This is a genomic window from Klebsiella sp. GW_Kp182 (genome assembly GCF_040062275.1).
GTDB classification, from domain to species: Bacteria; Pseudomonadota; Gammaproteobacteria; order Enterobacterales; family Enterobacteriaceae; genus Klebsiella; species Klebsiella michiganensis.
This window is the reverse complement of record NZ_JBEAFQ010000012.1, coordinates 67,811-91,524: the sequence shown is the minus strand read 5'-3', so window position 1 is coordinate 91,524 and position 23,714 is coordinate 67,811. Positions and strand designations below refer to the sequence as shown.

General features: G+C 55.3%; 24 protein-coding genes and 1 other RNA gene. 7 read left to right on the top strand and 18 right to left on the bottom strand.

The window, feature by feature from the left end; all coding sequences use genetic code 11:
• Nucleotides 1-112: 112 nt before the first annotated feature.
• The 6 genes from ABLU88_RS13520 to ABLU88_RS13495 form a co-directional block, all read right to left on the bottom strand.
• Nucleotides 113-427, bottom strand: coding sequence for a glucose PTS transporter subunit EIIB (locus tag ABLU88_RS13520; protein ID WP_032748282.1), 315 nt, complete (start codon nucleotides 425-427; stop codon nucleotides 113-115).
• A 65-nt stretch (nucleotides 428-492) separates the two neighbouring features.
• Nucleotides 493-2,550 carry a beta-galactosidase gene (locus ABLU88_RS13515; protein ID WP_348836715.1) on the bottom strand — a complete coding sequence of 686 codons (2,058 nt, stop codon included), beginning with the start codon at nucleotides 2,548-2,550 and terminating at the stop codon, nucleotides 493-495.
• Nucleotides 2,551-2,581: 31 nt separating this feature from the next.
• Nucleotides 2,582-3,784: an arabinogalactan endo-beta-1,4-galactanase gene (locus ABLU88_RS13510; protein ID WP_032694156.1), complete on the bottom strand. Its 1,203-nt coding sequence runs from the start codon at nucleotides 3,782-3,784 to the stop codon at nucleotides 2,582-2,584.
• Nucleotides 3,785-3,788: 4 nt separating this feature from the next.
• Nucleotides 3,789-4,640, bottom strand: coding sequence for a sugar ABC transporter permease (locus tag ABLU88_RS13505; RefSeq protein WP_004848313.1), 852 nt, complete (start codon nucleotides 4,638-4,640; stop codon nucleotides 3,789-3,791).
• Nucleotides 4,641-4,650: 10 nt separating this feature from the next.
• Nucleotides 4,651-5,958, bottom strand: coding sequence for a sugar ABC transporter permease (locus tag ABLU88_RS13500; protein ID WP_348836713.1), 1,308 nt, complete (start codon nucleotides 5,956-5,958; stop codon nucleotides 4,651-4,653).
• Nucleotides 5,959-6,014: 56 nt separating this feature from the next.
• Nucleotides 6,015-7,247: a maltodextrin ABC transporter substrate-binding protein gene (locus ABLU88_RS13495; RefSeq protein WP_025107152.1), complete on the bottom strand. Its 1,233-nt coding sequence runs from the start codon at nucleotides 7,245-7,247 to the stop codon at nucleotides 6,015-6,017.
• Between the two features lie 353 nt (nucleotides 7,248-7,600).
• Here ABLU88_RS13495 and ABLU88_RS13490 point away from each other — a divergent pair, with 353 nt between their 5' ends.
• Together ABLU88_RS13490 and ABLU88_RS13485 are read left to right on the top strand one after the other, a co-directional pair.
• Nucleotides 7,601-8,710 carry an ABC transporter ATP-binding protein gene (locus ABLU88_RS13490; protein WP_004848307.1) on the top strand — a complete coding sequence of 370 codons (1,110 nt, stop codon included), beginning with the start codon at nucleotides 7,601-7,603 and terminating at the stop codon, nucleotides 8,708-8,710.
• A gap of 243 nt (nucleotides 8,711-8,953) precedes the next feature.
• Nucleotides 8,954-10,540, top strand: coding sequence for an EAL domain-containing protein (locus ABLU88_RS13485; RefSeq protein WP_048261436.1), 1,587 nt, complete (start codon nucleotides 8,954-8,956; stop codon nucleotides 10,538-10,540).
• Nucleotides 10,541-10,542: 2 nt separating this feature from the next.
• Here ABLU88_RS13485 and ABLU88_RS13480 read toward each other — a convergent pair whose 3' ends face one another.
• Entirely contained in the window at nucleotides 10,543-10,815 is a 273-nt protein-coding gene (locus tag ABLU88_RS13480) for a metal-sensing transcriptional repressor (RefSeq protein ID WP_004129869.1), read from the bottom strand.
• A gap of 167 nt (nucleotides 10,816-10,982) precedes the next feature.
• On the opposite strand from ABLU88_RS13480, the gene ABLU88_RS13475 reads away from it, so the two are divergent.
• On the top strand, nucleotides 10,983-11,897 hold the full coding sequence (locus ABLU88_RS13475) for a nickel/cobalt efflux protein RcnA (RefSeq protein WP_348836711.1): 915 nt from the start codon (nucleotides 10,983-10,985) through the stop codon (nucleotides 11,895-11,897).
• 46 nt (nucleotides 11,898-11,943) lie between these two features.
• Here the strand turns inward: ABLU88_RS13475 and ABLU88_RS13470 are convergent, their stop codons facing one another.
• A complete protein-coding gene (locus tag ABLU88_RS13470) occupies nucleotides 11,944-12,297 on the bottom strand; it encodes a DUF1428 family protein (protein WP_004848301.1) in 354 nt (117 codons plus the stop codon).
• Nucleotides 12,298-12,389: 92 nt separating this feature from the next.
• On the bottom strand, nucleotides 12,390-13,004 hold the full coding sequence (locus ABLU88_RS13465; RefSeq protein ID WP_014228193.1) for a membrane protein: 615 nt from the start codon (nucleotides 13,002-13,004) through the stop codon (nucleotides 12,390-12,392).
• 87 nt (nucleotides 13,005-13,091) lie between these two features.
• On the opposite strand from ABLU88_RS13465, the gene ABLU88_RS13460 reads away from it, so the two are divergent.
• Nucleotides 13,092-14,519, top strand: a complete 1,428-nt coding sequence (locus ABLU88_RS13460; RefSeq protein ID WP_046876987.1) for a PLP-dependent aminotransferase family protein — start codon at nucleotides 13,092-13,094, stop codon at nucleotides 14,517-14,519.
• Nucleotides 14,520-14,652: 133 nt separating this feature from the next.
• Here the strand turns inward: ABLU88_RS13460 and ABLU88_RS13455 are convergent, their stop codons facing one another.
• From ABLU88_RS13455 to ffs, 3 genes are all read right to left on the bottom strand, one after another.
• Entirely contained in the window at nucleotides 14,653-14,868 is a 216-nt protein-coding gene (locus ABLU88_RS13455; protein WP_004129860.1) for a hypothetical protein, read from the bottom strand.
• The gene (locus ABLU88_RS13450) at nucleotides 14,865-15,122 is read right to left on the bottom strand and encodes a hypothetical protein (RefSeq protein WP_064374543.1); all 258 of its coding nucleotides are present in this window, start codon (nucleotides 15,120-15,122) and stop codon (nucleotides 14,865-14,867) included. Before ABLU88_RS13450 ends, ABLU88_RS13455 begins: the two co-directional genes overlap by 4 nt.
• Before the next feature lie 315 nt (nucleotides 15,123-15,437).
• An RNA gene (ffs, locus tag ABLU88_RS13445) (signal recognition particle sRNA small type) lies at nucleotides 15,438-15,534 on the bottom strand.
• A gap of 254 nt (nucleotides 15,535-15,788) precedes the next feature.
• Between ffs and ABLU88_RS13440 the strand changes: the two genes are divergently transcribed.
• Nucleotides 15,789-16,196 carry a hypothetical protein gene (locus ABLU88_RS13440; RefSeq protein ID WP_025107156.1) on the top strand — a complete coding sequence of 136 codons (408 nt, stop codon included), beginning with the start codon at nucleotides 15,789-15,791 and terminating at the stop codon, nucleotides 16,194-16,196.
• A 65-nt stretch (nucleotides 16,197-16,261) separates the two neighbouring features.
• The gene (locus ABLU88_RS13435; RefSeq protein ID WP_025107157.1) at nucleotides 16,262-16,573 is read left to right on the top strand and encodes an MGMT family protein; all 312 of its coding nucleotides are present in this window, start codon (nucleotides 16,262-16,264) and stop codon (nucleotides 16,571-16,573) included.
• Between the two features lie 39 nt (nucleotides 16,574-16,612).
• Here the strand turns inward: ABLU88_RS13435 and ABLU88_RS13430 are convergent, their stop codons facing one another.
• Nucleotides 16,613-17,122 (bottom strand): YbaY family lipoprotein, encoded by a 510-nt coding sequence (locus ABLU88_RS13430; RefSeq protein WP_004848288.1) that lies wholly within the window; start codon nucleotides 17,120-17,122, stop codon nucleotides 16,613-16,615.
• Nucleotides 17,123-17,342: 220 nt separating this feature from the next.
• Between ABLU88_RS13430 and tesB the strand changes: the two genes are divergently transcribed.
• On the top strand, nucleotides 17,343-18,206 hold the full coding sequence (gene tesB, locus ABLU88_RS13425; RefSeq protein ID WP_004848287.1) for an acyl-CoA thioesterase II: 864 nt from the start codon (nucleotides 17,343-17,345) through the stop codon (nucleotides 18,204-18,206).
• A gap of 56 nt (nucleotides 18,207-18,262) precedes the next feature.
• Here the strand turns inward: tesB and amtB are convergent, their stop codons facing one another.
• The 5 genes from amtB to ABLU88_RS13400 are packed head-to-tail and all read right to left on the bottom strand — an operon-like array spanning nucleotide 18,263 to nucleotide 23,708.
• Nucleotides 18,263-19,549 carry an ammonium transporter AmtB gene (gene amtB / locus ABLU88_RS13420; protein ID WP_004848284.1) on the bottom strand — a complete coding sequence of 429 codons (1,287 nt, stop codon included), beginning with the start codon at nucleotides 19,547-19,549 and terminating at the stop codon, nucleotides 18,263-18,265.
• Between the two features lie 33 nt (nucleotides 19,550-19,582).
• On the bottom strand, nucleotides 19,583-19,921 hold the full coding sequence (gene glnK / locus ABLU88_RS13415; protein WP_004099573.1) for a P-II family nitrogen regulator: 339 nt from the start codon (nucleotides 19,919-19,921) through the stop codon (nucleotides 19,583-19,585).
• 13 nt (nucleotides 19,922-19,934) lie between these two features.
• Entirely contained in the window at nucleotides 19,935-20,165 is a 231-nt protein-coding gene (locus ABLU88_RS13410) for a hypothetical protein (protein ID WP_025107158.1), read from the bottom strand.
• Nucleotides 20,165-21,943, bottom strand: a complete 1,779-nt coding sequence (locus ABLU88_RS13405) for a SmdB family multidrug efflux ABC transporter permease/ATP-binding protein (RefSeq protein ID WP_025107159.1) — start codon at nucleotides 21,941-21,943, stop codon at nucleotides 20,165-20,167. Before ABLU88_RS13405 ends, ABLU88_RS13410 begins: the two co-directional genes overlap by 1 nt.
• Entirely contained in the window at nucleotides 21,936-23,708 is a 1,773-nt protein-coding gene (locus ABLU88_RS13400) for a SmdA family multidrug ABC transporter permease/ATP-binding protein (RefSeq protein WP_154919299.1), read from the bottom strand. The genes ABLU88_RS13405 and ABLU88_RS13400 overlap by 8 nt, the downstream gene beginning before the upstream one ends.
• Between the last annotated feature and the right edge of the window lie 6 nt (nucleotides 23,709-23,714).

Below are 23,714 nucleotides of genomic sequence, written 5' to 3'. Positions count from 1 at the left end.
CTGTTTTATCTCCAGCTGTAAGGTCGTTAATTACCCTCCGGTAATCATTATTGCCATTGAATGCTTTGTTTTCTTTTCGGGATAACTCATTATTGCGTTATCCCGTTTTATTTTATTTACGGCTGGCAAAGTGTTCGTCAAGTAATTGACGCAAAGCATCCGACTGTTTACCGAAAATAGCATGCACCTGCTGCCCAAGGATAATAACGCCAAGCGCTCCCTGCTGCTGTAGCCCCTGAGAGTCAACAATCGACAGATTATTCACCGTGACGCGTAAGCGGGTGATACAGGCGTCAACGTTGACAATATTCGCCTCGCCGCCAAAAGCCTGAATTAAACGTTCAATCTGTTGTTGTTCCGCCGGGCTTAACGTTACCGCCGGACGAGACTGGGAGAAATAATTCAGAAAGGATTTTAAACTCACCATAATAGACTCCTGATAAGCAGATAAAAAAACGCCTGCTCTTGCGAGCAGGCGTGGATAGAGAAAAATTACGCGTGACGGCTGAGAATGCGGCAATCCCACGCTTTTAAGGTCAACGGCGCGTTCAGTGCCGTGCCGGTGAGGCTGTCCTGATAGCCCTGCGGTAAGGTCACCTGCTGCTGCTGCGCGCTGTAGTTTTGCAGGAACACGTAGGTGGTCTCACCGTCCGTCCGTGCGGTCGCCACCACGCCCGGCGGGAAATCGGCTGCCACCGCACGCGGCAGCGACAGCTCTTTACTTATGGCGGTGAAGAAGTCCCGCTGGAAAGCCAGATCGTTGCGCGAAGCGACGTGCCAGGCCTTACCTTTACCCACGTGATTGACGGTAACCGCCGGTCTTCCCGCGTAAAAATCATCGCGGTAGGTCGCCAGCGGCTGCGCCGTTTCGACATGGATCAGTTCACACAGATGGCGTACCTGATACGGTCCCTGCAGGCCCCCTTCATTGCCCGCCAGCCCCTGTACCAGGTTGCGTTCGCCGTCGTTCAGGCAGTCAATCTCTTCCGCCCAAATGCCCAGCAGTTTACGCAGCGGGCCCGGGAAACCGCCGAGATGGCAAAGGTCGGATTCGTTAACAATACCCGTCCAGTATGTTGTAACTAAATGACCACCGTTAGCCACAAACGCTTCGGCACGTTCGGCAAATCCCTCACGAACCATATACAGCATTGGCGCAATGACCAGTTGATAAGGACTCAGGTCAACGTCAGCATCGATAACATCAACCGCAATCCCCTGCTCCCAGAACGGACGGTAATGTTCGTTGACGGTATTTTCATACTCCATGCCGAGATTTCGCGGCCCCTGCGCATCATCCAGCGCCCAGCGATTTTGCTGGTCGAAGATAATCGCCACTTTCGCATCCGTCCGGCAGCCCACGACGCCCGGCAGCTGGCTTAACATCTCGCCGAGCGCCGTCACTTCACGGCCCACGCGCGTATCCAGATGACCGACATGATCGATAATCGCGCCATGAAACTTCTCAACCGAACCGCGGCTCTTACGCCACTGAAAGTACTGCACCGAATCCGCGCCGTGCGCCACCGCCTGCAGAGAAGAGAGAATATGCATTCCCGGTTTCTTTAGCTTACTGGTCGGCTGCCAGTTGGTCGCGCTCGGGGTGGATTCCATTAATACAAACGGTTTGCCGCCCTTCAGGCTGCGCATCATGTCATGATACATGGCGGTGTAGCAGGCCAGCGTGGTTTCATCTTTATCACGGTGCCACATGGGGTAGCTGTCCCATGAGATAAAGTCCAGCACCTTCGCCAGCTGCCAGTAGTCGTAATCGTAGAAATACTCCATAAAGTTGGTTGTTACCGGCAGCGCAGCATTCGCCGCTTTCAGCGGCGCAATTTCGTGGCGGCAGAAGTCCGTTACCTGAGCGGTATTAAAGCGATGCCAGTCCAGGTTCAGACCATGAATGGAGACTTCCCCCTGCGGGGCCGGAGATTCGATCTGCGACCAGTCGCTGTAGGTGTGGCTCCAGAAGGTGCTCCACCAGGCGTGATTGAGGTTATCCAGCGTTTCATAGCGCGCTTTCAGCCAGTCGCGGAAACGCTCCTGGCACAGGCTACAGTGGCACTCTCCTCCGTATTCATTGGAGATATGCCAGCCCAGCACCGCCGGATGCTGCGAGTAGCGCTCCGCCAGCAGGGAATTTATTTTCAGGGTTTTATCACGGTAGACCGGCGACGACATACAGTGATTATGACGTCCACCGTGCAGCGCAGGCACCCGATCGCGACCGACGCGCAGGACCTGAGGATATTTCTGCGACATCCAGGCCGGGCGCGCGCCGCTTGGGGTCGCGAGAAAGACATGAATGCCGGCGGCATAGAGTTTATCCAGAATACTGTCCAACCAGCCAAACTCAAATACGCCTTCCTGAGGTTCAAGTTTCGCCCAGCTAAATATCCCTACCGACATAACATTACATTTTGCCTGCTGCATCATGGCAATATCTTTATCGATAATATCGGGATAGTTCTCCCACTGCTCCGGGTTATAGTCGGCGCCATGCAATAGCGCATTGACCTTCGGACTCAAAGGCGCAAATTTTTTCATAATAAACATCCTGAAGTGTAAAGCTGAATAATTAATTGAATACCTTCATCGACGGCAATGCTTTTCCCTGGCAATCAAACAGCGCCTGATTTTCCCGGGCATTCCCCTCTTTCCATTCATCATGGATATATTTCATTCCGGCAGGCGTCGCCCAGGTATTTCCCGGTACGGCAATCCACGTCGGCTCCCAATAAAAAATACCTTTACCGCGGTGATCCGGTACGTCCGCAACGGCCTGCATTAAGTCGTGAATATAATTATATTGCCCCTGTACGGTGGCAGGATAACCGCCATCCTTTTCCTCTTTCGCCTGGAAACTATTTTCGGCGTTGTCGCAGTTTTCCAGGGTATAGGCATAAGCGGCTTCCACCACTATCACGTCTTTGTTATAGCGCTTGCTGATATCGTCCATATTGGCTTTCAGCGCGCTAATCGGACCATTCCAGTAGGTGTACATCGACAGACCAATGATGTCGTAAGGCACGTTGCGCTTGCTGATTTCATCAAACCACCAGCGGAAGGTGTCGTTTTTCGTGCCTTCGGCCAGATGAAGCATAATTTTAATCTGCTCGCCGCCGGTGAGGTTTTCCTTCAGGCCGTCAATGGCGGCGTTTAGCAGCCCCGCCAGGCGATCGAACTCGCCGCCGCCCTGCCCCCAGCTTTTGCCCTCCGGCCACAGCATACCGCCGTTGATCTCGTTGCCGATCTGGACCATATCCGGCAGCACCCCCTCCTGCTTAAAGCGGGCAATCGTGTCGCGGGTGTAGTCGTGGATCGTGGTTTTCAGCTGCGGATAATCCATTTTCTCCCAGGCCTTCGGCTTGAACTGCTTGCCCGGATCGGTCCAGAAATCGCTGTAGTGAAAATCAAGCAGCAGCTTCATACCCTGTGCTTTTGCGCGCTTCGCCAGCGCCAGCGTCGCCGCCAGATCGTTATCGCCGCCGCCGTAACGCTGACCCTGGGCGTCTTTTGGATCCACCCACAGGCGCAGGCGAACATAGTTCACGCCGTCGGCCTTCAGAATCGCGATCGGATCCTGCGGCTGATTGTTGTGGTTAAAGAACTTCGCGCCGTGCTTTTCCGCATCCAGCAGCGTGGAGATATCCGCGCCTTTAATAAAATCAGCGGGCATATTGCTAAACGCCTTCGTTTGCAGCGCATCTGCCGCCAGCGTACCGGCGGAAAAACAGCATGCCAGAGAAACAGCAAGCCACGCGGGTGTTAATCTTTTCATGGGGTTATCCTTTTGTACTGCCTGAGGTGAGGCCGGAAACAAAGTATTTTTGTAGCGCCAGATAGAGAATTGCCACCGGGACGGCAATCAGCACCGCGCCCGCCGCGTAGGTGGTATAGCTGGCGCCCATTTTCTGCGCCACCAGGTTATACAGGCCAATCGGCAGCGTGTATTTATCCGGGGTACGCAAAATGGTGCTGGAGAGGATGAAATCCCCCAGCGGGCCGGTGAATGAAAACAGCGCCACCACCGCCAGAATCGGCTTCGACAGCGGCATAATGATTTCGATAAAGATGCGGAAGCTGCTGGCGCCATCCATCCGCGCGGATTCATCCAGATCTTTGGGGATCGCGTCCAGATACCCCTTCATGAGCCAGGTATTCATCGGGATCATGCCGCCAACGTAGATCAGCACCAGCGCCAGATGGCTATTGATCAACCCCAGCAGCTGAGAGAGAACAAAGATCGCAATCAGCGCCGAGAACTGCGGGATCATCTGCAGCAGCAGAAACAGCATCAGCCCGTTCTGCCGCCCTTTGAAACGAAAACGGGAGAACGCATAGGCCGTGAAGCTCACGCTGATTAAGGTCAACGCCATGGTCATGAAGCTGATTTTCATCGAGTTCCAGTACCAGGTGAGATAATTCACATTGCCGTTAAACAGATCCGCGTAATGCTGGAACGACAGGTTTTCAGGAATAATCGACGTACTCAGCAGACTGTTCCCGGCGTTCAGAGACGCCCCTACCGTCCAGACCAGCGGATATATAATGATCGTCGATACAAAGAGGACCACCAGCCAGGTGAGAGACAGGCGAATCCACTTTTCGCGTTTAATACTCGGTGATTTAGCCATGTTGCTTCCCTTACGCCATGTCGTCGTTTTTGAAGGATTTCGTGGCGCGGAACTGCCACAACGCCAGGCCGACGACAAAAATCGACAGCAGAATCGTGATGGTGGCCGCGATGGCGTATTGCGAAGACGACATCGTTAATTTGTAGATCCACGACACCAGAATATCCGTACCGCCGGCATTCGACCCGGCTACCGCCGGTCCGCCGTTATTGAACAGGTAGATGATATTGAAGTTGTTAAAATTGAAGGTGTACTGAGTGATGATGATCGGCGCAATGGAGTAGAGCACCAGCGGCAGAGTAATGGTCCGCAGGCGGGTAAACGCGCTGGCGCCATCCATGGTGGCCGCTTCATACAGATCGTCCGGGATCGCCTGCAGGACGCCGGTGGTCATGGCGAAAACAAACGGAAAGCCCAGCCAGGTTTGCATCATGATCAGCGCCGTTTTAGTCCAGAACGGGTCGGTCAGCCAGGCCTTCGGCGTGATGCCAAAGAAGGACAAAATGGCGTTGTTAATCACCCCGAATGAATCATTGAACATGCCGGCAAAAACCAGAATCGTCACGAAGCCCGGCACCGCCCACGGCAGAATGAAAATTGTGCGGATCAACGGCTTAAAGCGCAGATCTTTCTGGTTGACCAGAATCGCCAGCAGCACGCCGACGGTACATTGCAGGGTCGTCGCCAGCAGCGTCCACACCACCGTCCACTGCAGTACGTCAAAGAAGGTCGAGCGCCAGATGGATAATGTGAAGATATTGATGAAGTTTTTGAATCCCACCCAATCCACCAGCTTCGCCGGCGGCGTGTGATAAAGGTTGTAGTTAGTAAAGGCGATAGCAAAACCAAACAGGATCGGGAAGATGACCACAAACACCAGCAGTATGAAGCCGGGCGTGATCATCAGATACGGGAAACCCTCGCTGAGCAGCATCTGATACTGCTTGCGTACGCTATTCAGCGCCATGCCTTCATCGCGCCTTTTGCCGTTAACCCAGGCATCGCGCAGCGAGAGGAAATAGACCAACAAACCGAATGCGATAATCAGTACGCTGATTATCCCTTCCGCCAGCAGGAAAATAGAGTTATCCCGCGGGACTTCCTCGCCTAAGGTATATAACCCCCACAGGCCTTCGCTGAGAAAGTCATAGAAAATGCTCATAAAACTGCTCAGCAGCACCAGGAAGACAATCCCCTTCAGCCACTGGCGGTGATAAAACTGCCCAAAACCCGGCACGATAGCCAGCAACAGGCCGCACCACGCATGGCGTCCTGCGCCGCGCGCTTCGGCAATATTTTCGCTGGGATTGATAATCACACACGACTCCTTCTGAAAACGGGAGGACGGCCCTCCCGTTCTGTTACATCACCGAATTATTGATTGCTGGCCTGCATGGCTTCGATCTGCATCTTGATCTGCTTTTCAGCGTTATCGAGCGCCGCCTTCGGCTCCTGTTTACCGGTCAGGCTAAGCTCGAGCGCGGCGTTCGCCGGGCCCCATACCTCTCCCATTTCCGGGATCCCGGGCATCGCCGTCGCCCGCGCTGACTGCACCGCCACCGCGCTGGCCTTTTCGTCATTCTTAATCAGCGGATCGTCAATCATGGCCTTCAGCGGCGGGATTTCTCCGGTGGCGACATAACGCGCTTTCACGTACTGCGGCTGGTTAATGAACTCGATAAACTGCTGCGCCAGCGCTTTATCTTTACTCCACGTCGAGACGACATAGCCCTTCACGCCGAGGAAGGAGCTCATCGGTTTGCCATCCGGCAGCGTCGGCAAAGGCGCGACGCCATAATGAATGCCTGCCGCTTCATACGGCTGGAAGGCCCACGGGCCGTTAATCACCGCAGCCGCTTTCTTCTCGGTGAACAGCGAGTCGATGGCGTTCAGCCCGTTATCGCCGAGGATCCCCGCCGGGAATACCTTGTCGGTGTAGAATTTTTTCAGGAAAGTCACCGCTTCCACCGCGCCTGGCTTATTCAGGCCGACATCCTGCGGGTTGAAGCTGCCTTTGTCGTTTTTGCCAAAGATATAGCCGCCCATTGGGCCAATAGCGCCCCAGCTGTAATAGATCTGGTCAAACTTCGCCAGCAGGCCGTACTTACCCTCTTCGCGCTGCTTCTTCGAATAGTCGAACCAGGCCTGCAGGCTATCCAGCGGCTTATCGATCAGGTCTTTGTTGTAAATCAGCACCAGGGTTTCCACCGCTTTCGGTACGCCGTAAAGCACGTTATCCATATGGAACGCGTTGATTGATGCCGGCGTAAAGGCCTCCTGCTTCGCCTGGTCCAGCGTCAGGGGAGACAGCAGTCCCTGGACGACCGCACCGCCTAGCTGGTCATTAGGGATCACCAGCACGTCCGGGCCAATGCCCGCCGGGCCATCAAGGCGTAGCTTTTCCAGCTGCTGGGCGTACGGCATTTCCTGCACGTTCACCTTAACGTTGAACTGCTTTTCAAAATCGCTTACCGCGGCCTTAATGCCGTCGGATTTTTTGATGTCTTCCCAGACGTTGAGCTGTCCGGCCGCGTGCGCCTGCAGGCTAACCAGCTGCCCGGCAGCCAGAGTAGTAAGGATCAGTGCAGCAAGAGTGTTCTTTTTCATTACCAACCTCATGTGAAGGTATAACAATTTAATGGTTTTTATTGGGCGATGTGACTTCCGAGAATCTTTCAGTTAACTGATAAACGGTGATTCATAAACAAATATGCCGTTATTCCTGATTTGTTATACGGTACGCTTTGAATGCTGACAAAACTACTGAAAGCTGCCAGTTGTGTGATCGTGATTGCAGAAATGAAACATCGATATAGGGCGCTAAAACTCTGGAAGTTATAGTCACTGCATGATTTTAGTGTCGTTGAGCATCGCCCGGCTGAATTGTTACACGTTATACAAATAATGCGTCACAGCCCAAATCCCAACGGCAAAAACGGCTACTAACCCGGGGAGTGTTGATGTCCAATATACGACTGAGGAATGTCACCAAACGGTTCGGCAGTACAGTGACGCTGCATCAGGTAAATCTTGATATTGAAGATGGCGAGTTTGCGGTTTTCGTCGGTCCGTCAGGCTGCGGCAAATCGACGCTACTGCGAATGATTGCCGGTCTCGAAGAGGTGAGCGAAGGTGAAGTGCTTATTGGCGATGAGGTGATGAATGATGTCGTTCCTGCCCATCGCGGCGTCGCCATGGTATTCCAGTCCTATGCGCTCTACCCGCATATGACGGTAGCGGAAAATATGGGCTATGGCCTGAAGGTGAATAAAGTGCCAAAAGATGAAATTCGCCGCCAGGTTGAAATGGTGGCGAAAACGCTGCAGCTCTCTCATCTGCTGGATCGCAAACCTAAGCAGCTTTCCGGCGGCCAGCGCCAGCGCGTGGCGATCGGTCGCGCCATCGTGCGTAATCCGCGGGTGTTTATGTTTGATGAACCCCTCTCCAATCTGGATGCCGAGCTGCGCGTTGAGATGCGCCTGCATATTGCTAAACTGCATCATGAACTCAAAACCACCATGGTTTATGTCACCCACGATCAGGTTGAAGCGATGACGCTGGCCGATAAAATCGTGGTGATGAACTACGGCAAAGTTGAGCAGATGGGTTCGCCGATGTCGCTGTATTACAACCCGGTCAATAAGTTCGTTGCGGGATTTATCGGTTCGCCGAAAATGAACTTCCTGCCCGCGACGGTCACCGCATGGCAGCCGGGCCAGCTTAGCGTGAAGATGGCGCAAGATCATAATCTGACGCTCAATATCACCACATCGCCGCTGCAGCCCGGCGCTGCCGTTACCCTCGGTATTCGCCCTGAACATCTCTCAACTGATGTGAATATCGGTACCGTAGTTGAGTTTCAATGTGAAGTCGTGGAGAGACTGGGTAACAACACCTATCTGTTCGGCCAGTGCTACGGCCACGATAACGTCAAAATTCTGCTGCCCGGCGACGTTCATTTCCGTCCATGGCAGAAGATAAGGGTCGCGTTTGACGATCGCTACTGCATGGTCTTCGACGAAAACGACCAGCGGATTAGCGCTGACATCGCTGCGCCGGACGCCCATTAAACGCAACATATGACTGTCATGATTGCGCTTTAGAATATGAATCTGTGCTGACAACGCTTATTGCCAGCATACCAGCCCTCGTTTTTCTCCGCGACGCTCCAGGCCTTGGGCGTCGCGGTTCATCCACTGTTAGCCCGAATTCGTTGCTATCTTGCGGTTCGGGCCTTTTTCTACCCCGTGCTGAATCCTCTTTTATCTTTCGCGTATACTCATCGAACCCCTCAATAAAATAAGGAAATACTCATGACGACCCGGCATCAGGTGAGTCTGGTTACAGGGGTATTGATACTCGCCATTATCCTGCCGGTCGCGCTGAGCATCTGGCTGGCAATGCAGCAGGCCAAAGAGCAATTTTATAGCGAACTGGACAACTTTTCCGTCCGCGTACTGGCCCGCGTTCAGCAGGTTGCCGATCAGGCAAGAGAGGCGCTAAACGAAGCTGATGCGCATGCGGCTACCACCTGCAGTCCGCAGCATTTGCTCACGATGCGACGGATCGCCTATACCCATCGCTACGTTCAGGAAGTGCTGTGGTTACATGAGGGTATTCCGCAGTGCTCTTCCCTCGAAGATCATCAGGTTTCGGTTACCTTTCCTGCTCCCGACCATATCACGGCCGATGGCTATCGTACCTGGCTTACCTCAGTTAACGACCTGGGTCTGAAACATAAAATGACGGCCATGGGCAGCGAGCATCACGTGGTGATGATCGATCCCGTGTCGTTTATCGATGTCATTCCATTAGGCCATGAAGAGATTCACACGCTCTTGTTCGGCACGCAGCACGATCAAATCATCATTAGCAGTAAACCGCTCAACGCTGCCGTCTGGGAGAAAATTAAGCATCAGTATGCCAGGACCCTAACCCTCGATAGCACCGTTTATCGTCTTCATCGTCTCCCGGAGCTGGGGCTGGCCATTGCCACCTGGTCCTCGACGGTGCCGCTGCAGAAAAAGCTACATCAGCAGCTGATGCTGTGGCTGCCGATTGGTCTGTTCACCAGCCTTCTGGCCTCATTTCTGCTGCTTCGCCTGCTGCGGAGGCTGCGCTCACCGCGTAATGGGATGCTGGACGCGCTGAATTCTCATGCCATCCAGGTTTATTACCAGCCCATTATTTCGCTGCAGAGCGGAAAGATCGTCGGTGCAGAGGCGCTTGCTCGCTGGAGGCAGCCCGATGGCAGTTTCTTATCGCCGGATATTTTTATTCCGCTTGCCGAACAAACCGGGCTGATTACCCGCTTAACCGAAGATATTGTACGAAAAATTTTTACCGATCTCGGTACCTGGCTGCGGCAGCGCCCGGAGATACATATCTCGATAAACCTGTCGGTTGATGATTTGCGTTCGCCAAGGCTGCCGATGCTGTTACAAGAGCAGCTTCAGCGCTGGGGCATCAGCGCTCAGCAGATCATTCTGGAAATCACCGAGCGCGGTTTTGTCGACCCGCAAACCACTCTGCCAGTCATCGCCGGCTATCGTCAGGCCGGACACCGTATCTCCATCGATGACTTCGGCACCGGCTATTCCAGCCTGAGCTATTTACAAAAGCTGGACGTTGATACCCTGAAAATCGATAAAGCATTTGTCGATACGCTGGAGTGTGAATCGCTGACGCCGCACATCATTGAAATGGCGAAAGCGCTCAATCTGGCGACCGTCGCAGAAGGCGTCGAAACCGAAAGCCAACGCGACTGGCTGCGCATGCATGGCGTGCTGTATGCCCAGGGCTGGCTTTATAGTAAGGCGCTGCCAAAAGAGAAATTTATTCTGTGGGCCGAGAATAACCTTAAGGCGTATTCATCGCCGTCCGGAACACATGATGACTGAGCCTATTTCAGATAGGATTTTATCACCTGCATCACCACATCAAGGTCAGCCTCACGCTGACCTTCTTCCGGCTCCTTCACGACATGATCCGTTAAATGCCCCTGGATAACCTGCATCATCATGCCGTTTACCGCACCGCGAATGGCAGCCAGCTGCTGTAGAACCTCTGCGCATTCATGCTCGCGGTTAAGCATTTTTTCCAGCGCGGCGCTTTGCCCCTGAATTTTCTTCAATCGGGTCAATAACATCTTCTTGTGACGAACGGTATGTGACATTTCGCGATCCACTATTTGATTAATCGATCGTTTCCACTAACGACCCTTGTATGCAATCAGAACAGCATAACATGCCCTACTCCCCCGGAGTATTTTTCTACTGGGGGGTAGTATTTATGTACTGGGGGGGAGTAGCATACAAGCACTTTTTAGTTAGGGATCACGTTATGAACGATTTCGCTTCACTCTTGCAGCAGGGCAACGCCTGGCTATTTATTCCCAGCGCGATTCTGCTGGGCGCGCTGCACGGCCTTGAGCCCGGGCACTCAAAAACCATGATGGCGGCATTTATCGTGGCGGTGCGGGGAACATTAAAGCAGGCGGTGCTGCTGGGGCTGGCGGCGACGGTATCGCATACGGCGGTGGTCTGGCTGGTGGCCATGGCAGGCCTGTGGTTCGGCCGCGGCTGGAATGCACAAACGTCGGAACCCTGGTTTCAGCTGATCTCAGGGGGGCTTATCGTACTGATTGCCTGCTGGATGCTGGCGCGTACCTGGCGCGAATCGCGTTCACATACCCATACCCATACCCATGACCATACCCATGACCATGACCATGACCATGAACATGAACATGACCATGAACATGAACATGAACATGAACATGAACATGAACATGAACATGAACATGAACATCATCACGATCGCCACCTTGCGCATCAACATCATCCTCACGCTCACCAACCTTCGCGGGTTGCCGCCGATGACTGGCAGGACGCCCATCAGCGCGCTCATGCGCAAGCGATCAATCGCCGCTTTAACGGCCAGCGGGTCACCACCGGGCAGATCGTCTTGTTCGGACTGACCGGGGGACTCATTCCCTGCCCGGCATCCATTACCGTACTGCTCATTTGCCTGCAGTTGAAAAAGTTCTCGCTGGGGGCAACCCTGGTACTGGGGTTTAGCGTTGGGCTGGCGATCACCCTGGTGGCTTCCGGCGCAATTGCCGCCCTCAGCCTGAAGCACGTGGCAAACCGCTGGCCCGGGCTGAACGATCTCTCGCGCAAAGCGCCGTGGATTTCCGGCACCCTGATTATGGTGGTGGGTTTTTATATGCTGCTGCATGGCTGGAGTCATCTGTAGCGCGTCTATCGCCATCCCCAAAAGCTATGGGGATGGCAAAGATGAATTACTCATCCAGAAGCGGGGCAAAGCCGCCGTATATCATTCGTTTTCCATCAAAGGGCATCGATTCGCCAAACTCTTTCATCCGCGGGTCGGCCATCATTTTGGCATTCGCGGCATCGCGAACCTCTTTAGAGGGATACTCAATCCAGCTGAACACCACCTCTTCACTCTCCTCCGCTTTCACCGCCAGGCGAAAATCGGTCAGCTTGCCATCCGGGACATCATCCGCCCAGCACTCGACCACGCGGAGTGCGCCAAACTCTTTAAATAATGGCGCGGCCTTTGCTGCCATCTCGCGGTATGCCTCCTTATTTTCCGCCGGTACGGCAACGACAAAACCATCAACGTACTTCATGAGTCTGCTCTCCGAAGTGAACAGTACGGCCGGAGAATCCGGCCGTATCTGAATTGATAAGTTTAGTCTCCAGGTCTGATGGCAGCGTAAAATCAGGAGATAGCCTCACCGGGTTTCGCCAGAGCCTTCCGCGCGGCTGGCTGATGAAACCACGGCAGACACAGCTGGATTAGCGGGCCGATAGTTAACGCATAGAGTACGGTTCCCACGCCAAACTTGCCGCCCATCATCCAGCCAATCAGCAGGACCGAAACTTCAATCGCGGTGCGGATACCGCGCAGCGACCACCCCGTACGAGCATGCAGACCGGTCATCAGCCCATCGCGCGGCCCGGGACCAAAGCCCGCGCCAATATACATCCCCGTCGCCAGCGCATTCAGTACGATAGCGCCCGCCAGCAGCAGGCTACGCGCCACCAGCGAATCCAACGGCGGCAGCACGGCTAAGGTCGCGTTTGCCGCCAGCCCCAGTACAATCACGTTGCTCACCGTACCCAGCCCCGGCATTTGCCGTAGCGGGATCCACAGCAGCAGCACTGCCGCTCCCGTCAGGATCATGACCGTACCAAAATCCAGATTAAACTGCTTACCGATCCCCAGATGAAAAACATCCCACGGATCGGCCCCCAGATTGGCATGCACAAATAACGCGGTCGACACGCCGTACAGGACCAGACCAATGTAAAGTTGCAACAAGCGACGTACCATTTTTCACCTCAGGGCAATTGCGATTTCCCTTATCATCAGTAAAAATGGATTGATAATTAATGGCCAGTTTTTAAAAAGTGGATTGCTATGTTATCTCGTCGCTTTGGTGCACAATCGCTGGTACGGCTGCTCGGTCACTGGCAGGAGTCCACTTCTCGCACGCCTATCTGGCGTCAGCTTGCAGAAGCGCTGCGCCTGCTCATCCTCGATGGCCGCCTGGCGCTGGAAACGCGACTGCCTGGGGAACGTGAACTGGCGGCTGCCCTGAATATCAGCCGCACCACGGTTGCCAGCGCGCTCGGTCAGCTTCGGGAAGAAGGCTATCTCTACAGCCGTCAGGGAAGCGGTTCGCGGATCGCCTTGCCGGAGCGTCCGGTAGAGGCGGCGGCCAAACAAACGGACCCGCTATCGGTGAATCTGGCCGTTGCCGCCCTTAGCGCCGGCCCCGAGATCCATCAGGCCTACAGCCAGGCCTTAAAGATCATGCCTGAACATTTATCCAACACCGGTTACGATCAACAAGGGCTCCCGCTTCTGCGCGAAGCCATCGCCCGCCGCTATAGCGAACGCGGGCTGCCAACCCGCAGCGATGAAGTGATGATCGTCAACGGGGCGCTTAGCGGCTTTGCGCTGGTACTGCGTTTATTCACCGGGCCCGGCGATCGGGTGGTGGTAGATGCGCCAACTTACCCCATGGCGCTTAGCGCGATACAGGGCGCATCATGTCGTCCGGTTAGCGTGGCGTTACCGCAGCAGGGATGGGATTGCGACGGTCTGGCGGCAACGATTGCCCAAACGGCTCCGCGTCTGGCCTGGCTGATGCCGGATTTTCATAATCCCACCGGCCGCTGTATGGATAGCGCAACGCGCCAGCGGGTAGCGGACATCGCCGCACAAACCCGCACCACGCTGGTGGCAGACGAAACGATGGTGGATTTATGGTATGACGCCCCGCCGCCGCCGCCTTTAGCGGCATTTAATCCTGATGCCCCGGTGATAACCATCGGTTCAGCGGGAAAAAGCTTCTGGGGCGGCCTGCGCATAGGTTGGATCCGCGCGTCTTCGCGAACCATTGCTTCGTTGGTTCAGGCCCGCGACTCTCTCGATCTCGGCTCCCCGCTGCTGGAACAGCTGGCCTGCTGCTGGTTGCTTGAGAATGAGCACAGGCTGCTACCGTCACGGCGCGCCATGCTGGCGACTCGCCGGGATATGTGCGGCGCGCTGATGGCGGAATATTTTCCCCACTGGCACTTCACGCCGCCGGAGGGAGGACTCTCTTTTTGGGTGGAATTACCGGGAATGCTGGCGACGCTCTTTTCCGTTCGCGCTGAAAGCCGGGGAATTCACATCGGGACGGGAACTCGCTTTGGCCTGGCCGGCGCGTTTGATCGCTATTTGCGTTTGCCCTTTACCCTTTCGGATGACGAACTGCGCAGCGCGTTTACGACATTGCAGCCGTTGTGGCATAGTCTGACTGAGCAGAAAGAGAGTTTCCGCCTGAGGAAAATCATTTAAGAAAATATCGACGGGCTGGAGCCAGCCCGTCAAAAACCATCATCCATGACGCATATGAGATGTTTTTATAAAATTGCGCTTCAATTTTGTCTTTCTGACGTGTCAGCCCGATGACAAAATTGCAATAGTTTCATTAATGCTGACGCGGGATCGGAAACCCTTTCAGAGAAATAATAAAGCCGTCTTCATCTTTTTTTATTTTTGCCCCTGTGTCACACCAGTCGGAGGCAATGCGAAAGAACTCATCGCTACCGATATTCCAGTTCAGGCGTACGTGCTTAACGTATCCGGAACGCAGCATATCGCAGGCTTCGCTATAGTTGCTGGCTGTAGAGAGTTGTTGTTTCATTTTTTCTTCTTCAGAATTTTACGTAATGCTTTGATTTCTTTAGGGGTTAATGGAGACGCTTCCTCTTCGGTATGCTGGCTATCGATATCTTCTTCCGAAACCCCCGCCTCGTCTGCTGATTCCGCTACCTGAAAGGCCAGCTGCAGCAGTTTCTCCGTAGCTGTTCCTAAATTTTCGTTATTTTCTTCCGCATACTGACGCAGCTTTTCTTTTAACTCGCCATCAATTTTTACGTTCAGAACCACAGTGGTCATAGTCACGCTTCCCGTGAAATAAAATCATCATATAATTAATACACGAAGTTAACATGCTGATCCAGAGATATATTTTTAGCTTATATCAAACAACATTTTCCCATGAATAATCTGCACGTTATATATGACATAAAGATGACAATAATATTTCAGTTAAATTTCAAATTTATGACGTAGTGAATTTTTTGGCATAAAAAATAGAGGGTTTAGAAACCAAAAATACTCACAATATATTTGTGGATATTAAATATGAAGGCTGAGGGAAACCATGGAATGAATGCGAATAGCGAGAGGGCACCCTGAAATGGGTGGGGGCCCTGCCAGCTACATCCCGGCACACACGTCGTCTGCTCTGGCTGCTTCCTTCCGGACCTGACCTGGTAAACAGAGTAGCGTTGCGGGAGAACCAACAGAGCCCCCATTGAGAACGTTAGTTACCTAACGCGCTGGCGCATTATCCCTGCTGAACCCCTGAATTGCAAGCCGCCGGCGATTGGGTGCTGGTTTATTGCGCAAAGTCGCGTCTACAGCGGCTTCTCACCGTAAAATGGCCCCGATCCCCTTATGAGATTGCGAGCACACTCTCAGCGGAAATCCTCGCCAGCGGCCATAATGAGGCTTATCTACCGTCTTTTTTAATCAACGCACTGTCTCAATGGTATATGAATGAGTGAATCACCGCGTTTAATCACTACCCTGGCGATGCCGGCCATCGCCGAAGTGACCGTTTCCTTCCGCGGTTTAAACTTTCTGCGTCCGGAGGTCATCCTCGATTTTGTGACGATTAGCAATAATCAGCTGCTCGCCGTCACCCCGGTCGCGCTGCTCTACTCTACCGTCGGCGTCCTTCAGCACATTGAATTACGTAAACTCCCCATCGACGTCAGCGGTCGCGTGGTGTATCCGATATCAACGCTTAAGCTTCCGGCAATGCGCGCAAAGCTGGTGATTAACGCCCAGTCAAAACGCCTGAAGTTTCTTGAAACACTGCTGAGCAATACGGCGAATGAAAATGTTCATGGCATGCAGGTGCTGGGTCTGGCGCTGGAATTTACCATCGTTAAATCGGCCTGACCCGCTATCTGTACAGCCCGTCATACAACGCTTATCCTGAGCCTTTTCCGGCAACAGGACGTACTATGGATTCTCACGATACTTTTCCGCAGCGGGTCTGGCAGATAGTCGCCTCGATTCCAGAGGGATACGTTGCCACCTACGGCGACATTGCTCATCTGGCGGGTTCACCGCGAGCGGCTCGCCAGGTGGGCGGAGTATTAAAGCGCCTGCCGGAAGGATCGACTCTCCCCTGGCATCGGGTCGTCAACCGCCACGGCGATATCTCCCTTACCGGACCAGATCTGCAGCGCCAACGCCAGGCGCTACTGGCGGAGGGCGTCCAGGTTTCAGGCAGCGGACATATTGATCTCCAGCACTACCGCTGGATTTATTGAAGGCAAAAAAATGCCCCTGTAAAGGGGCATGGTGGGGAGTTACTGGGCAGCAGGAGCGCTGTTGTTCGCCACCGGCACCGCCGTTTGCTGAACCGGCACCAGCACCAGATCGGCCCGGTTACCGCCCTGGTTAATCACCGTCTGCACGGTATCGGTAATAAACATCAGCTGACCGTTAACGGTAATCGCCGCGCTGAGAAGAATGCGGGCATTAGGCTGAATTTGCGCCTGGTTATAGGGCAGGACAAAGTTAAACGGCGCCTGCTTCCCTTCGGTCCTTACCGCTTTTTGCGACAGCACGTGCGCTGGCGCATCGGCCAGAGACGCATCCGACAGGGTTACGGTCAATACCGCGTCCGGCGGTAACGCCACGCGCTGTCGAATATTGATGGTCCCGGATACGTTAGGCTGCTGCTGCGAGGAGCTTAGTGAGGCAATGCCATAAGGATCGGGCGCCGCCTGGTTCGCTGCATTGCTGTTGTGGTTGTTCGCACAGGCAGACAGCGTAGCCGCTACGGCTAAAGCACTTAACATATAGGCAAATTTCATTCTTTTCTCCTTTTCATCCCTTCTTTAACAGGAGTACATCCAGCCACAATCGGGGACAGGACATTAGTATCGTGAATAAGTGTGGCACAGATCTCAGATCTCTTCCTGGAAAAGAGCCCATATTCAGATTATTGAACCCATCGGACCACTTGCGATTCCAGGTTATACTTTGCCTCAATAACGCGCTGCGCCAGGCAGTCATCATTGATTGAGGATAACTATGAGTCAGGCACTAACCCATTTGCTGGCATTGTTAAATCTGGAAAAAATTGAAGAGGGATTGTTCCGCGGACAGAGCGAAGATCTGGGATTGCGACAGGTCTTTGGCGGCCAGGTAGTGGGTCAGGCGCTGTATGCGGCAAAAGAGACGGTGCCCTCAGAACGCCTGATTCACTCGTTTCACAGCTACTTCCTGCGTCCCGGCGATAGCCTGAAACCTATCATCTATGATGTTGAAGTCCTGCGCGATGGCAATAGCTTCAGCGCCCGCCGGGTGGCGGCGATTCAAAACGGGAAGCCCATTTTCTATATGACCGCCTCTTTCCAGGCGCCAGAACCCGGCTATGAACATCAGAAAACTATGCCAGCGGCACCCGCTCCGGACGCGCTTCCCTCCGAAACGGATATTGCCCGCAAGCTGGCCCACCTGCTGCCGCCGCAGGTCAAAGAGAAATTTCTCTGCGATAAACCGCTGGAGATTCGCCCGGTCGAATTCCATAACCCTCTGAAAGGACACGTTGCAGAACCAACGCGTCAGGTCTGGATCCGCGCCAACGGCGCAGTGCCGGAAGATCTCCGCACCCATCAGTCTCTGTTGGGTTACGCTTCGGATTTTAACTTCCTGCCCGTTGCCCTGCAGCCTCACGGCGTCGGTTTTCTGGAGCCGGGCATGCAGGTTGCCACCATCGATCACTCAATGTGGTTCCACCGCCCGTTCAACATCAACGACTGGCTGCTGTACAGCGTTGAGAGCACCTCCGCCTCCAGCGCGCGCGGTTTTGTCCGCGGCGAGTTCTACACTCAGGACGGTACGCTGGTGGCTTCCACGGTGCAGGAAGGCGTCATGCGTAATCGCAACGCATAAAAAAGCAGAGCCTCCCCGAGGGGAGGCTCTGCAGCTTCAGGAGATAACTCGTTTTATCAGGCGTTGTAGGCGTTTTCGCCGTGGCTGTTTACGTCCAGCCCTTCACGCTCTTGATCTTCCGGTACGCGCAGGCCAACGGTCATATCGGCAACCTTGTAACCGATAAAGGCGACGACGCCTGACCAGACGATGGTGATACCGATGCTTTCCAGCTGTACCAGAACCTGATGGCCCATGGTGACGCCTTCCGCGTAGCCCACACCGCCCAGAGAAGTCGCGGCGAAGATACCGGTCAGGATGCAACCTACGATACCGCAGACGCCGTGGACGCCAAACACATCGCACGGGTCATCAACGCGCAGCCAGCGTTTCAGAACGGTGACGCCCCACAGACCCGCAAGGCCCGCAGCGATACCCACAATCAGCGAGCCGCCGACGCCAATATAGCCACAGGCCGGAGTGATGCCGACCAGACCAGCAATCGCCCCTGAACAGGCGCCCAGCAGTGACGGCTTGCCGCGGGTTGCCCACTCGCCGAAGGTCCATGCCAGGATAGCCGCCGCCGTTGCAACCACGGTGTTAACGAACGCCAGACCGGCAATTTCATTCGCCGCGCTTGCTGAACCGGCGTTAAAGCCAAACCAGCCAACGTAGAGGATGGCGGTACCGGTGAAAACCATCGGCAGGTTATGCGGTTTGAACGCTTCTTTACCAAAGCCGACGCGTTTGCCCATCATGTAGGCGCCCACCAGCCCCGCGACCGCGGCGTTGATGTGAACAACCGTACCGCCGGCGAAATCAAGCGCGCCGTGCGTAGCCAACAGACCGCCGCCCCATACCATGTGCGCAATCGGCACATAAGAGAGCGTCATCCATACCACAACGAATATCAGTACCGCCGAGAAGCGAATACGTTCCGCCAGCGCACCGACGATCAGGCCAACGGTAATACAGGCAAAGGAGCCCTGGAAAGCAACGTGGATGTACTGATAGAAGCTCCCCATCAGCGCTTTCAGTTCAATATTTTTCAGCAGTACCCAGTCGAAGTTGCCGAAGAAGCTGCCGCCAGCGCCGAAGGCCAGCGTGTAGCCATAAACCACCCACAGTACGCAGACCAGCGCAAACGTCACGATGACCTGCGTCAGCATGGAGAGAACGTTTTTACCGCGGATCAGCCCGCCGTAGAACAGCGCGATGCCCGGAATCGTCATAAACAGCACCAGCGCGGTGCAAATCATCATAAAAGCGTTGTCGGCTTTGTCCGCGACCGCCGGTGCGGCCATCGCCAGCCCCGGAAGAAGAGCCAACGCTCCCAGACCTGTTTTCATTGTTGCTATCTTCATTGTTTCGTTCCCCATCACTGTGTGGTCTGAAAGTTACAGTGCCGCTTCGTCTGATTCGCCGGTACGGATGCGAATCACGCGCTGCAGCTCGGCGACAAAGATTTTGCCGTCGCCAATCTTTCCGGTGTAAGCCGCTTTACTGATGACATCGACGACTTCGTCCAGCTGATCGTCGGCAATCGCGACGTCAATCTTCACTTTCGGCAGAAAATTGACGCTATATTCCGCGCCGCGATAGAGCTCCGCGTGGCCTTTCTGACGGCCGAACCCTTTAACTTCAGTGACCGTCAGGCCCTGAATACCCATTGAAGATAATGCTTCACGCACGTCTTCCAGTTTGAATGGTTTGATTACCACGGTAACCAGCTTCATAAGTCCCCTCCAGTCAGAATTCGGTAATGGCCGCAGCTAACACGTTTCTAATAAAGCAAGGGCTATGCCAGAAATGAAAAAGGACCGCCAGGCGGCCCTTTTTGAGGAGGAAGGAGAATAATTCGGCGGAAACGAAGCGGCAAAATGCCTCTTTTGCCTGAAACTGCACCATTTCAGTGCGCAGCTTGTGACGATTTTGCACCACCTCAGGCCGCGGCGGCGCAGCTGCCTGTTTATGGTGCATCAGGCGATAAGCGACTCTTCCTGCGCGCTGGCCGCCAGCTCTTCGCCAGCCAGCTGCAGCTGATACATCTGCCAGTAGCGGCCTCTGGCCGCCAGCAGCTGCTGGTGACTTCCGCGCTCAACGGCCTGACCGCGGTGCAGTACCAGGATCGTATCGGCCTCGACGATGGTCGATAAGCGGTGCGCAATCACCACCAGCGTGGTGTGCTCGCGCACCCGAGCCAGAGCCTGCTGAATCGCCTGCTCGGTACCGGAATCGATATTGGCCGTCGCCTCATCAAGAATCAGCACCTGCGGCGTATCGACCAGCACCCGCGCCAGCGCCAGCAGCTGTTTCTGGCCAACGGAGAGATTATTCCCCTGCTCGCCCAGCAGCGTATAAATACCGTTTTCCATTTCACGGGCCAGCGCCGCCAGCTGTACCGCTTCCAGCGCTTCCCACACCTGCTCTTCGCTGATGTCGCGACCGAGGGTGACGTTGGCATAGAAGGTGTCAGCCAGCACCACCGGATCCTGCTGCACCATTGCAATCCCCTGACGCAGCGCGCTGTGGCTTAAGGAAGAAAGCGGACGACCGTCGATGCGAATCTCTCCCTGGGTTAACGGGTAGTAGCCCATCATCAGGCTGGCCAGGGTGCTTTTACCGCTCCCGGTATGACCAACCAGCGCCACAAAGCTGCGGGACGGGATATCGAGATTAATATCCTGCAACACCAGGCTATCGTCGCGGTAGGCAAAAGAGACATGATCGATACTCATCGCCCCGCTGCGCAGCGGCTCGCTATCTTCACCCCACGCCTGACGCGGTTTGTCCATGAGCTCGAAGACGCGCTCGCCCGCCACGACCGCCTGCTGCAGCATTGACTGCTGGGTGGTCAGCTCGATCAGCGGCTCGTTCAGTCGCCCAAGATAGCTAATAAAGGCGTATAGCACCCCGACTTCGATCGTTCCGCTGCTGCTGAAACCAAACAGCATCAGCAGGCCGCAGAGAATTAATGAAGAGAACAGGCTCAGCAGTGGGCGCAGCAGGAAGCCATCAAGACGCAGGGTTTGCATACGCGCCAGATAGTGGGCGTAGCTGGCCTCGCGCATCCGCTCGCCGAACCGCGCCTGCTGGCGGAACTGCTGGATGACGCCCATGCCGTTAATCACTTCATTAAAACCGTCGTTGATGTCCGCCAGCCAGGCGCGAACCCGCCTGACGATGGGCGTGCTGTAGCGCTGATAAATCATCATCACGATCAGCACCGCCGGGAAAATAGCGATAGCCACCAGCGCCATCCGCCAGTCAAGGCTGAACATCGCCACCAGCATCGCGCCAATCAAAGCGGCGCTTCGTAGCACGGTCGCCACCACGGTCACGTAGAGATCGCGAATCACTTCGGTATCGTTGGTAACCCGCGAGATGAGCTGCCCGACCGGCTGCGTATCAAACTCGCTGAGCGGCTGACGCAGCGCGGCGTCCATCACATCGCTGCGCAGCTGCTGCACCACGCCGACCGCCGCGCGATTAAACAGCAGCGCCTGGCAATAATGCAGGCCAGCGGCAAGAAGTTGCAGGCCGATATAGGCCACGGCGAGACCGCAGACCAGCTTCAACGGCAGCGAGTGCTTCGCCACCATATTGTCGATAAAGTAGCTGATCAGCAGCGGGCCGCTGACTTCCGCCACCGCCGCAACCCACATCATGGCAACCGCTATCATCAGCGGTTTACGCCACGGGGAGCCGTAGGCCAGCAGGCGCTTTAAGGTCGGCCAGAGTTCAGTGAAACTACGCACCGGCGACCTCCTTATCTTCCTGCGGGACATCATCCAGCGCCGCTTCCAGCTGCTGATAACGGTACATATCCCGATACCAGCCCGGCTGCGCCGCCAGCGCCTCATGGCGACCGCGCTGGGAAATATGCCCGTGCTGCATCACCAGAATTTCGCTGGCCTCGGTCAACGCCGACAGGCGATGGGCGCTAATGATCACCGTCCGCCCCTCTCCCCACTGCCGCAGGTTATGCAAAATCTGGTGCTCCGTTCTGCCATCCACCGCCGACAGCGCATCATCAAGGATCAGGATCTCCGCCTCCAGCAGCAGCGCGCGGGCGATGGAAATACGCTGTTTTTGCCCACCGGAAAGCATCACGCCGCGCTCGCCGACTTCGGTGTTATACCCCTGCGGCAGGCGCAGGATATCCTCATGCACGCTGGCAAGCCGCGCAACGTGCTCGATTTGCTCCTGCGTGGCGTCCGGTTTACCGAGGGCAATGTTGCTGGCGACGGTATCGGAGAACAGGAACGGTGTCTGATTGACGACCGCCAGCCGGGCGCGCCAGCTATCCAGCTGTAGCCGGGTCAGGGGAACGTCGTGGAAGCGGATATCGCCCTCGGTGACGTCAAAATGACGCTGAATCAGCGCCAGAATGGTGCTCTTGCCGGAGCCGGTCGGCCCGCAAATCCCCAGCATCTGCCCGGGCTGGAGCGTAAAGTTGACCTTTTCCAGCGAGACCTTGTTCGCCTGCGGGTAGATAAACTCGCGCACGGCGACGCTAAGCGTACCGCGCCCTTCCGGCGTCGGCTCGCTGCCGTCGTTCACCACCGGCGCCTCCTCCAGCATGGTGCGAATGCGCGCATAGGCCGCGCTACCGCGCTCCACGATGTTAAACATCCACGCCAGCGCCAGCATTGGCCAGATCATCAGGCCGAGGTACATCACAAAGCTGGTGAGCTGACCCAGAGTCAGGCTGCCCTGGATCACCATCCAGCTGCCGCCGCCGATGGCCAGCAGGTTAGCGGTCCCGATAGCGATATAAATCGTCGGGTCAAAGCGGGCGTCGATACGCGCCACGCGCATGTTTTTCGACCCGGTATCCGCGGCGTCGGCGGCAAACAGCGCCGACTGTCGGTCTTCGAGGCCAAAGGCTTTGATCATGCGGATGCTGGTCAGGCTCTCCTGGGTGCGGTCGTTGAGGCTGGAGAAGGCCGCCTGCGCGACGCGAAAGCGTTCGTGTAATGCATCGCCGTTACGCTTAATCGCCAGCGCCATCAGCGGCATGGGCAGCAGCGCCAGCAGGGTTAACTGCCAGCTGATTTGCGTCGACATGACAATCAGCACCGCGCAGCCCATGACCAGCGAGTCAACCAGGGTTAATACCCCCTCGCCGGCGGCGAACACCACCCGATCCACATCGTTGGTGGCGCGGGCGATCAGATCGCCGGTACGGTGGCGCAGGTAAAAGGCCGGATGCTGGCGGCTGAGCTGGCGATAGAAATCCTCGCGCAGTTCGACGGCCAGCTGATAAGAGGCGCCGAAAAGCAATACGCGCCAGACGTAGCGCAGCAGATAGACCATCACCGCAATAACGACCAGCAGGCCGATCCACATCCACACCTTTTCCGCGGTGTAATGTTGTTTTGTTACGCCGTCAACCACGATACCCACCACCTTTGGCGGCACCAGTTGCAGAATGGCAATGACGATCAGCAGAGCAATAGCGCCGAGGTAACGACGCCACTCCCGGCGGAAATACCAGCTAAGTTGGGCAAATAATCGCAAGCAGTT

What these genes read in the sequence shown, in the direction of transcription:
- ABLU88_RS13465 (WP_014228193.1), bottom strand. Translation starts at nt 13,004, where the DNA reads ATGGTACGTCGCTTGTTGCAACTTTACATTGGTCTGGTCCTGTACGGC.
- amtB (WP_004848284.1), bottom strand. Translation starts at nt 19,549, where the DNA reads ATGAAGATAGCAACAATGAAAACAGGTCTGGGAGCGTTGGCTCTTCTT.
- ABLU88_RS13485 (WP_048261436.1), top strand. Translation starts at nt 8,954, where the DNA reads ATGACGACCCGGCATCAGGTGAGTCTGGTTACAGGGGTATTGATACTC.
- ABLU88_RS13455 (WP_004129860.1), bottom strand. Translation starts at nt 14,868, where the DNA reads ATGAAACAACAACTCTCTACAGCCAGCAACTATAGCGAAGCCTGCGAT.
- ABLU88_RS13430 (WP_004848288.1), bottom strand. Translation starts at nt 17,122, where the DNA reads ATGAAATTTGCCTATATGTTAAGTGCTTTAGCCGTAGCGGCTACGCTG.
- ABLU88_RS13410 (WP_025107158.1), bottom strand. Translation starts at nt 20,165, where the DNA reads ATGCACCATAAACAGGCAGCTGCGCCGCCGCGGCCTGAGGTGGTGCAA.
- ABLU88_RS13495 (WP_025107152.1), bottom strand. Translation starts at nt 7,247, where the DNA reads ATGAAAAAGAACACTCTTGCTGCACTGATCCTTACTACTCTGGCTGCC.
- ABLU88_RS13435 (WP_025107157.1), top strand. Translation starts at nt 16,262, where the DNA reads ATGGATTCTCACGATACTTTTCCGCAGCGGGTCTGGCAGATAGTCGCC.
- ABLU88_RS13480 (WP_004129869.1), bottom strand. Translation starts at nt 10,815, where the DNA reads ATGTCACATACCGTTCGTCACAAGAAGATGTTATTGACCCGATTGAAG.
- tesB (WP_004848287.1), top strand. Translation starts at nt 17,343, where the DNA reads ATGAGTCAGGCACTAACCCATTTGCTGGCATTGTTAAATCTGGAAAAA.
- ABLU88_RS13440 (WP_025107156.1), top strand. Translation starts at nt 15,789, where the DNA reads ATGAGTGAATCACCGCGTTTAATCACTACCCTGGCGATGCCGGCCATC.
- glnK (WP_004099573.1), bottom strand. Translation starts at nt 19,921, where the DNA reads ATGAAGCTGGTTACCGTGGTAATCAAACCATTCAAACTGGAAGACGTG.
- ABLU88_RS13520 (WP_032748282.1), bottom strand. Translation starts at nt 427, where the DNA reads ATGGTGAGTTTAAAATCCTTTCTGAATTATTTCTCCCAGTCTCGTCCG.
- ABLU88_RS13490 (WP_004848307.1), top strand. Translation starts at nt 7,601, where the DNA reads ATGTCCAATATACGACTGAGGAATGTCACCAAACGGTTCGGCAGTACA.
- ABLU88_RS13450 (WP_064374543.1), bottom strand. Translation starts at nt 15,122, where the DNA reads ATGACCACTGTGGTTCTGAACGTAAAAATTGATGGCGAGTTAAAAGAA.
- ABLU88_RS13460 (WP_046876987.1), top strand. Translation starts at nt 13,092, where the DNA reads ATGTTATCTCGTCGCTTTGGTGCACAATCGCTGGTACGGCTGCTCGGT.
- ABLU88_RS13505 (WP_004848313.1), bottom strand. Translation starts at nt 4,640, where the DNA reads ATGGCTAAATCACCGAGTATTAAACGCGAAAAGTGGATTCGCCTGTCT.
- ABLU88_RS13475 (WP_348836711.1), top strand. Translation starts at nt 10,983, where the DNA reads ATGAACGATTTCGCTTCACTCTTGCAGCAGGGCAACGCCTGGCTATTT.
- ABLU88_RS13515 (WP_348836715.1), bottom strand. Translation starts at nt 2,550, where the DNA reads ATGAAAAAATTTGCGCCTTTGAGTCCGAAGGTCAATGCGCTATTGCAT.
- ABLU88_RS13510 (WP_032694156.1), bottom strand. Translation starts at nt 3,784, where the DNA reads ATGAAAAGATTAACACCCGCGTGGCTTGCTGTTTCTCTGGCATGCTGT.
- ABLU88_RS13470 (WP_004848301.1), bottom strand. Translation starts at nt 12,297, where the DNA reads ATGAAGTACGTTGATGGTTTTGTCGTTGCCGTACCGGCGGAAAATAAG.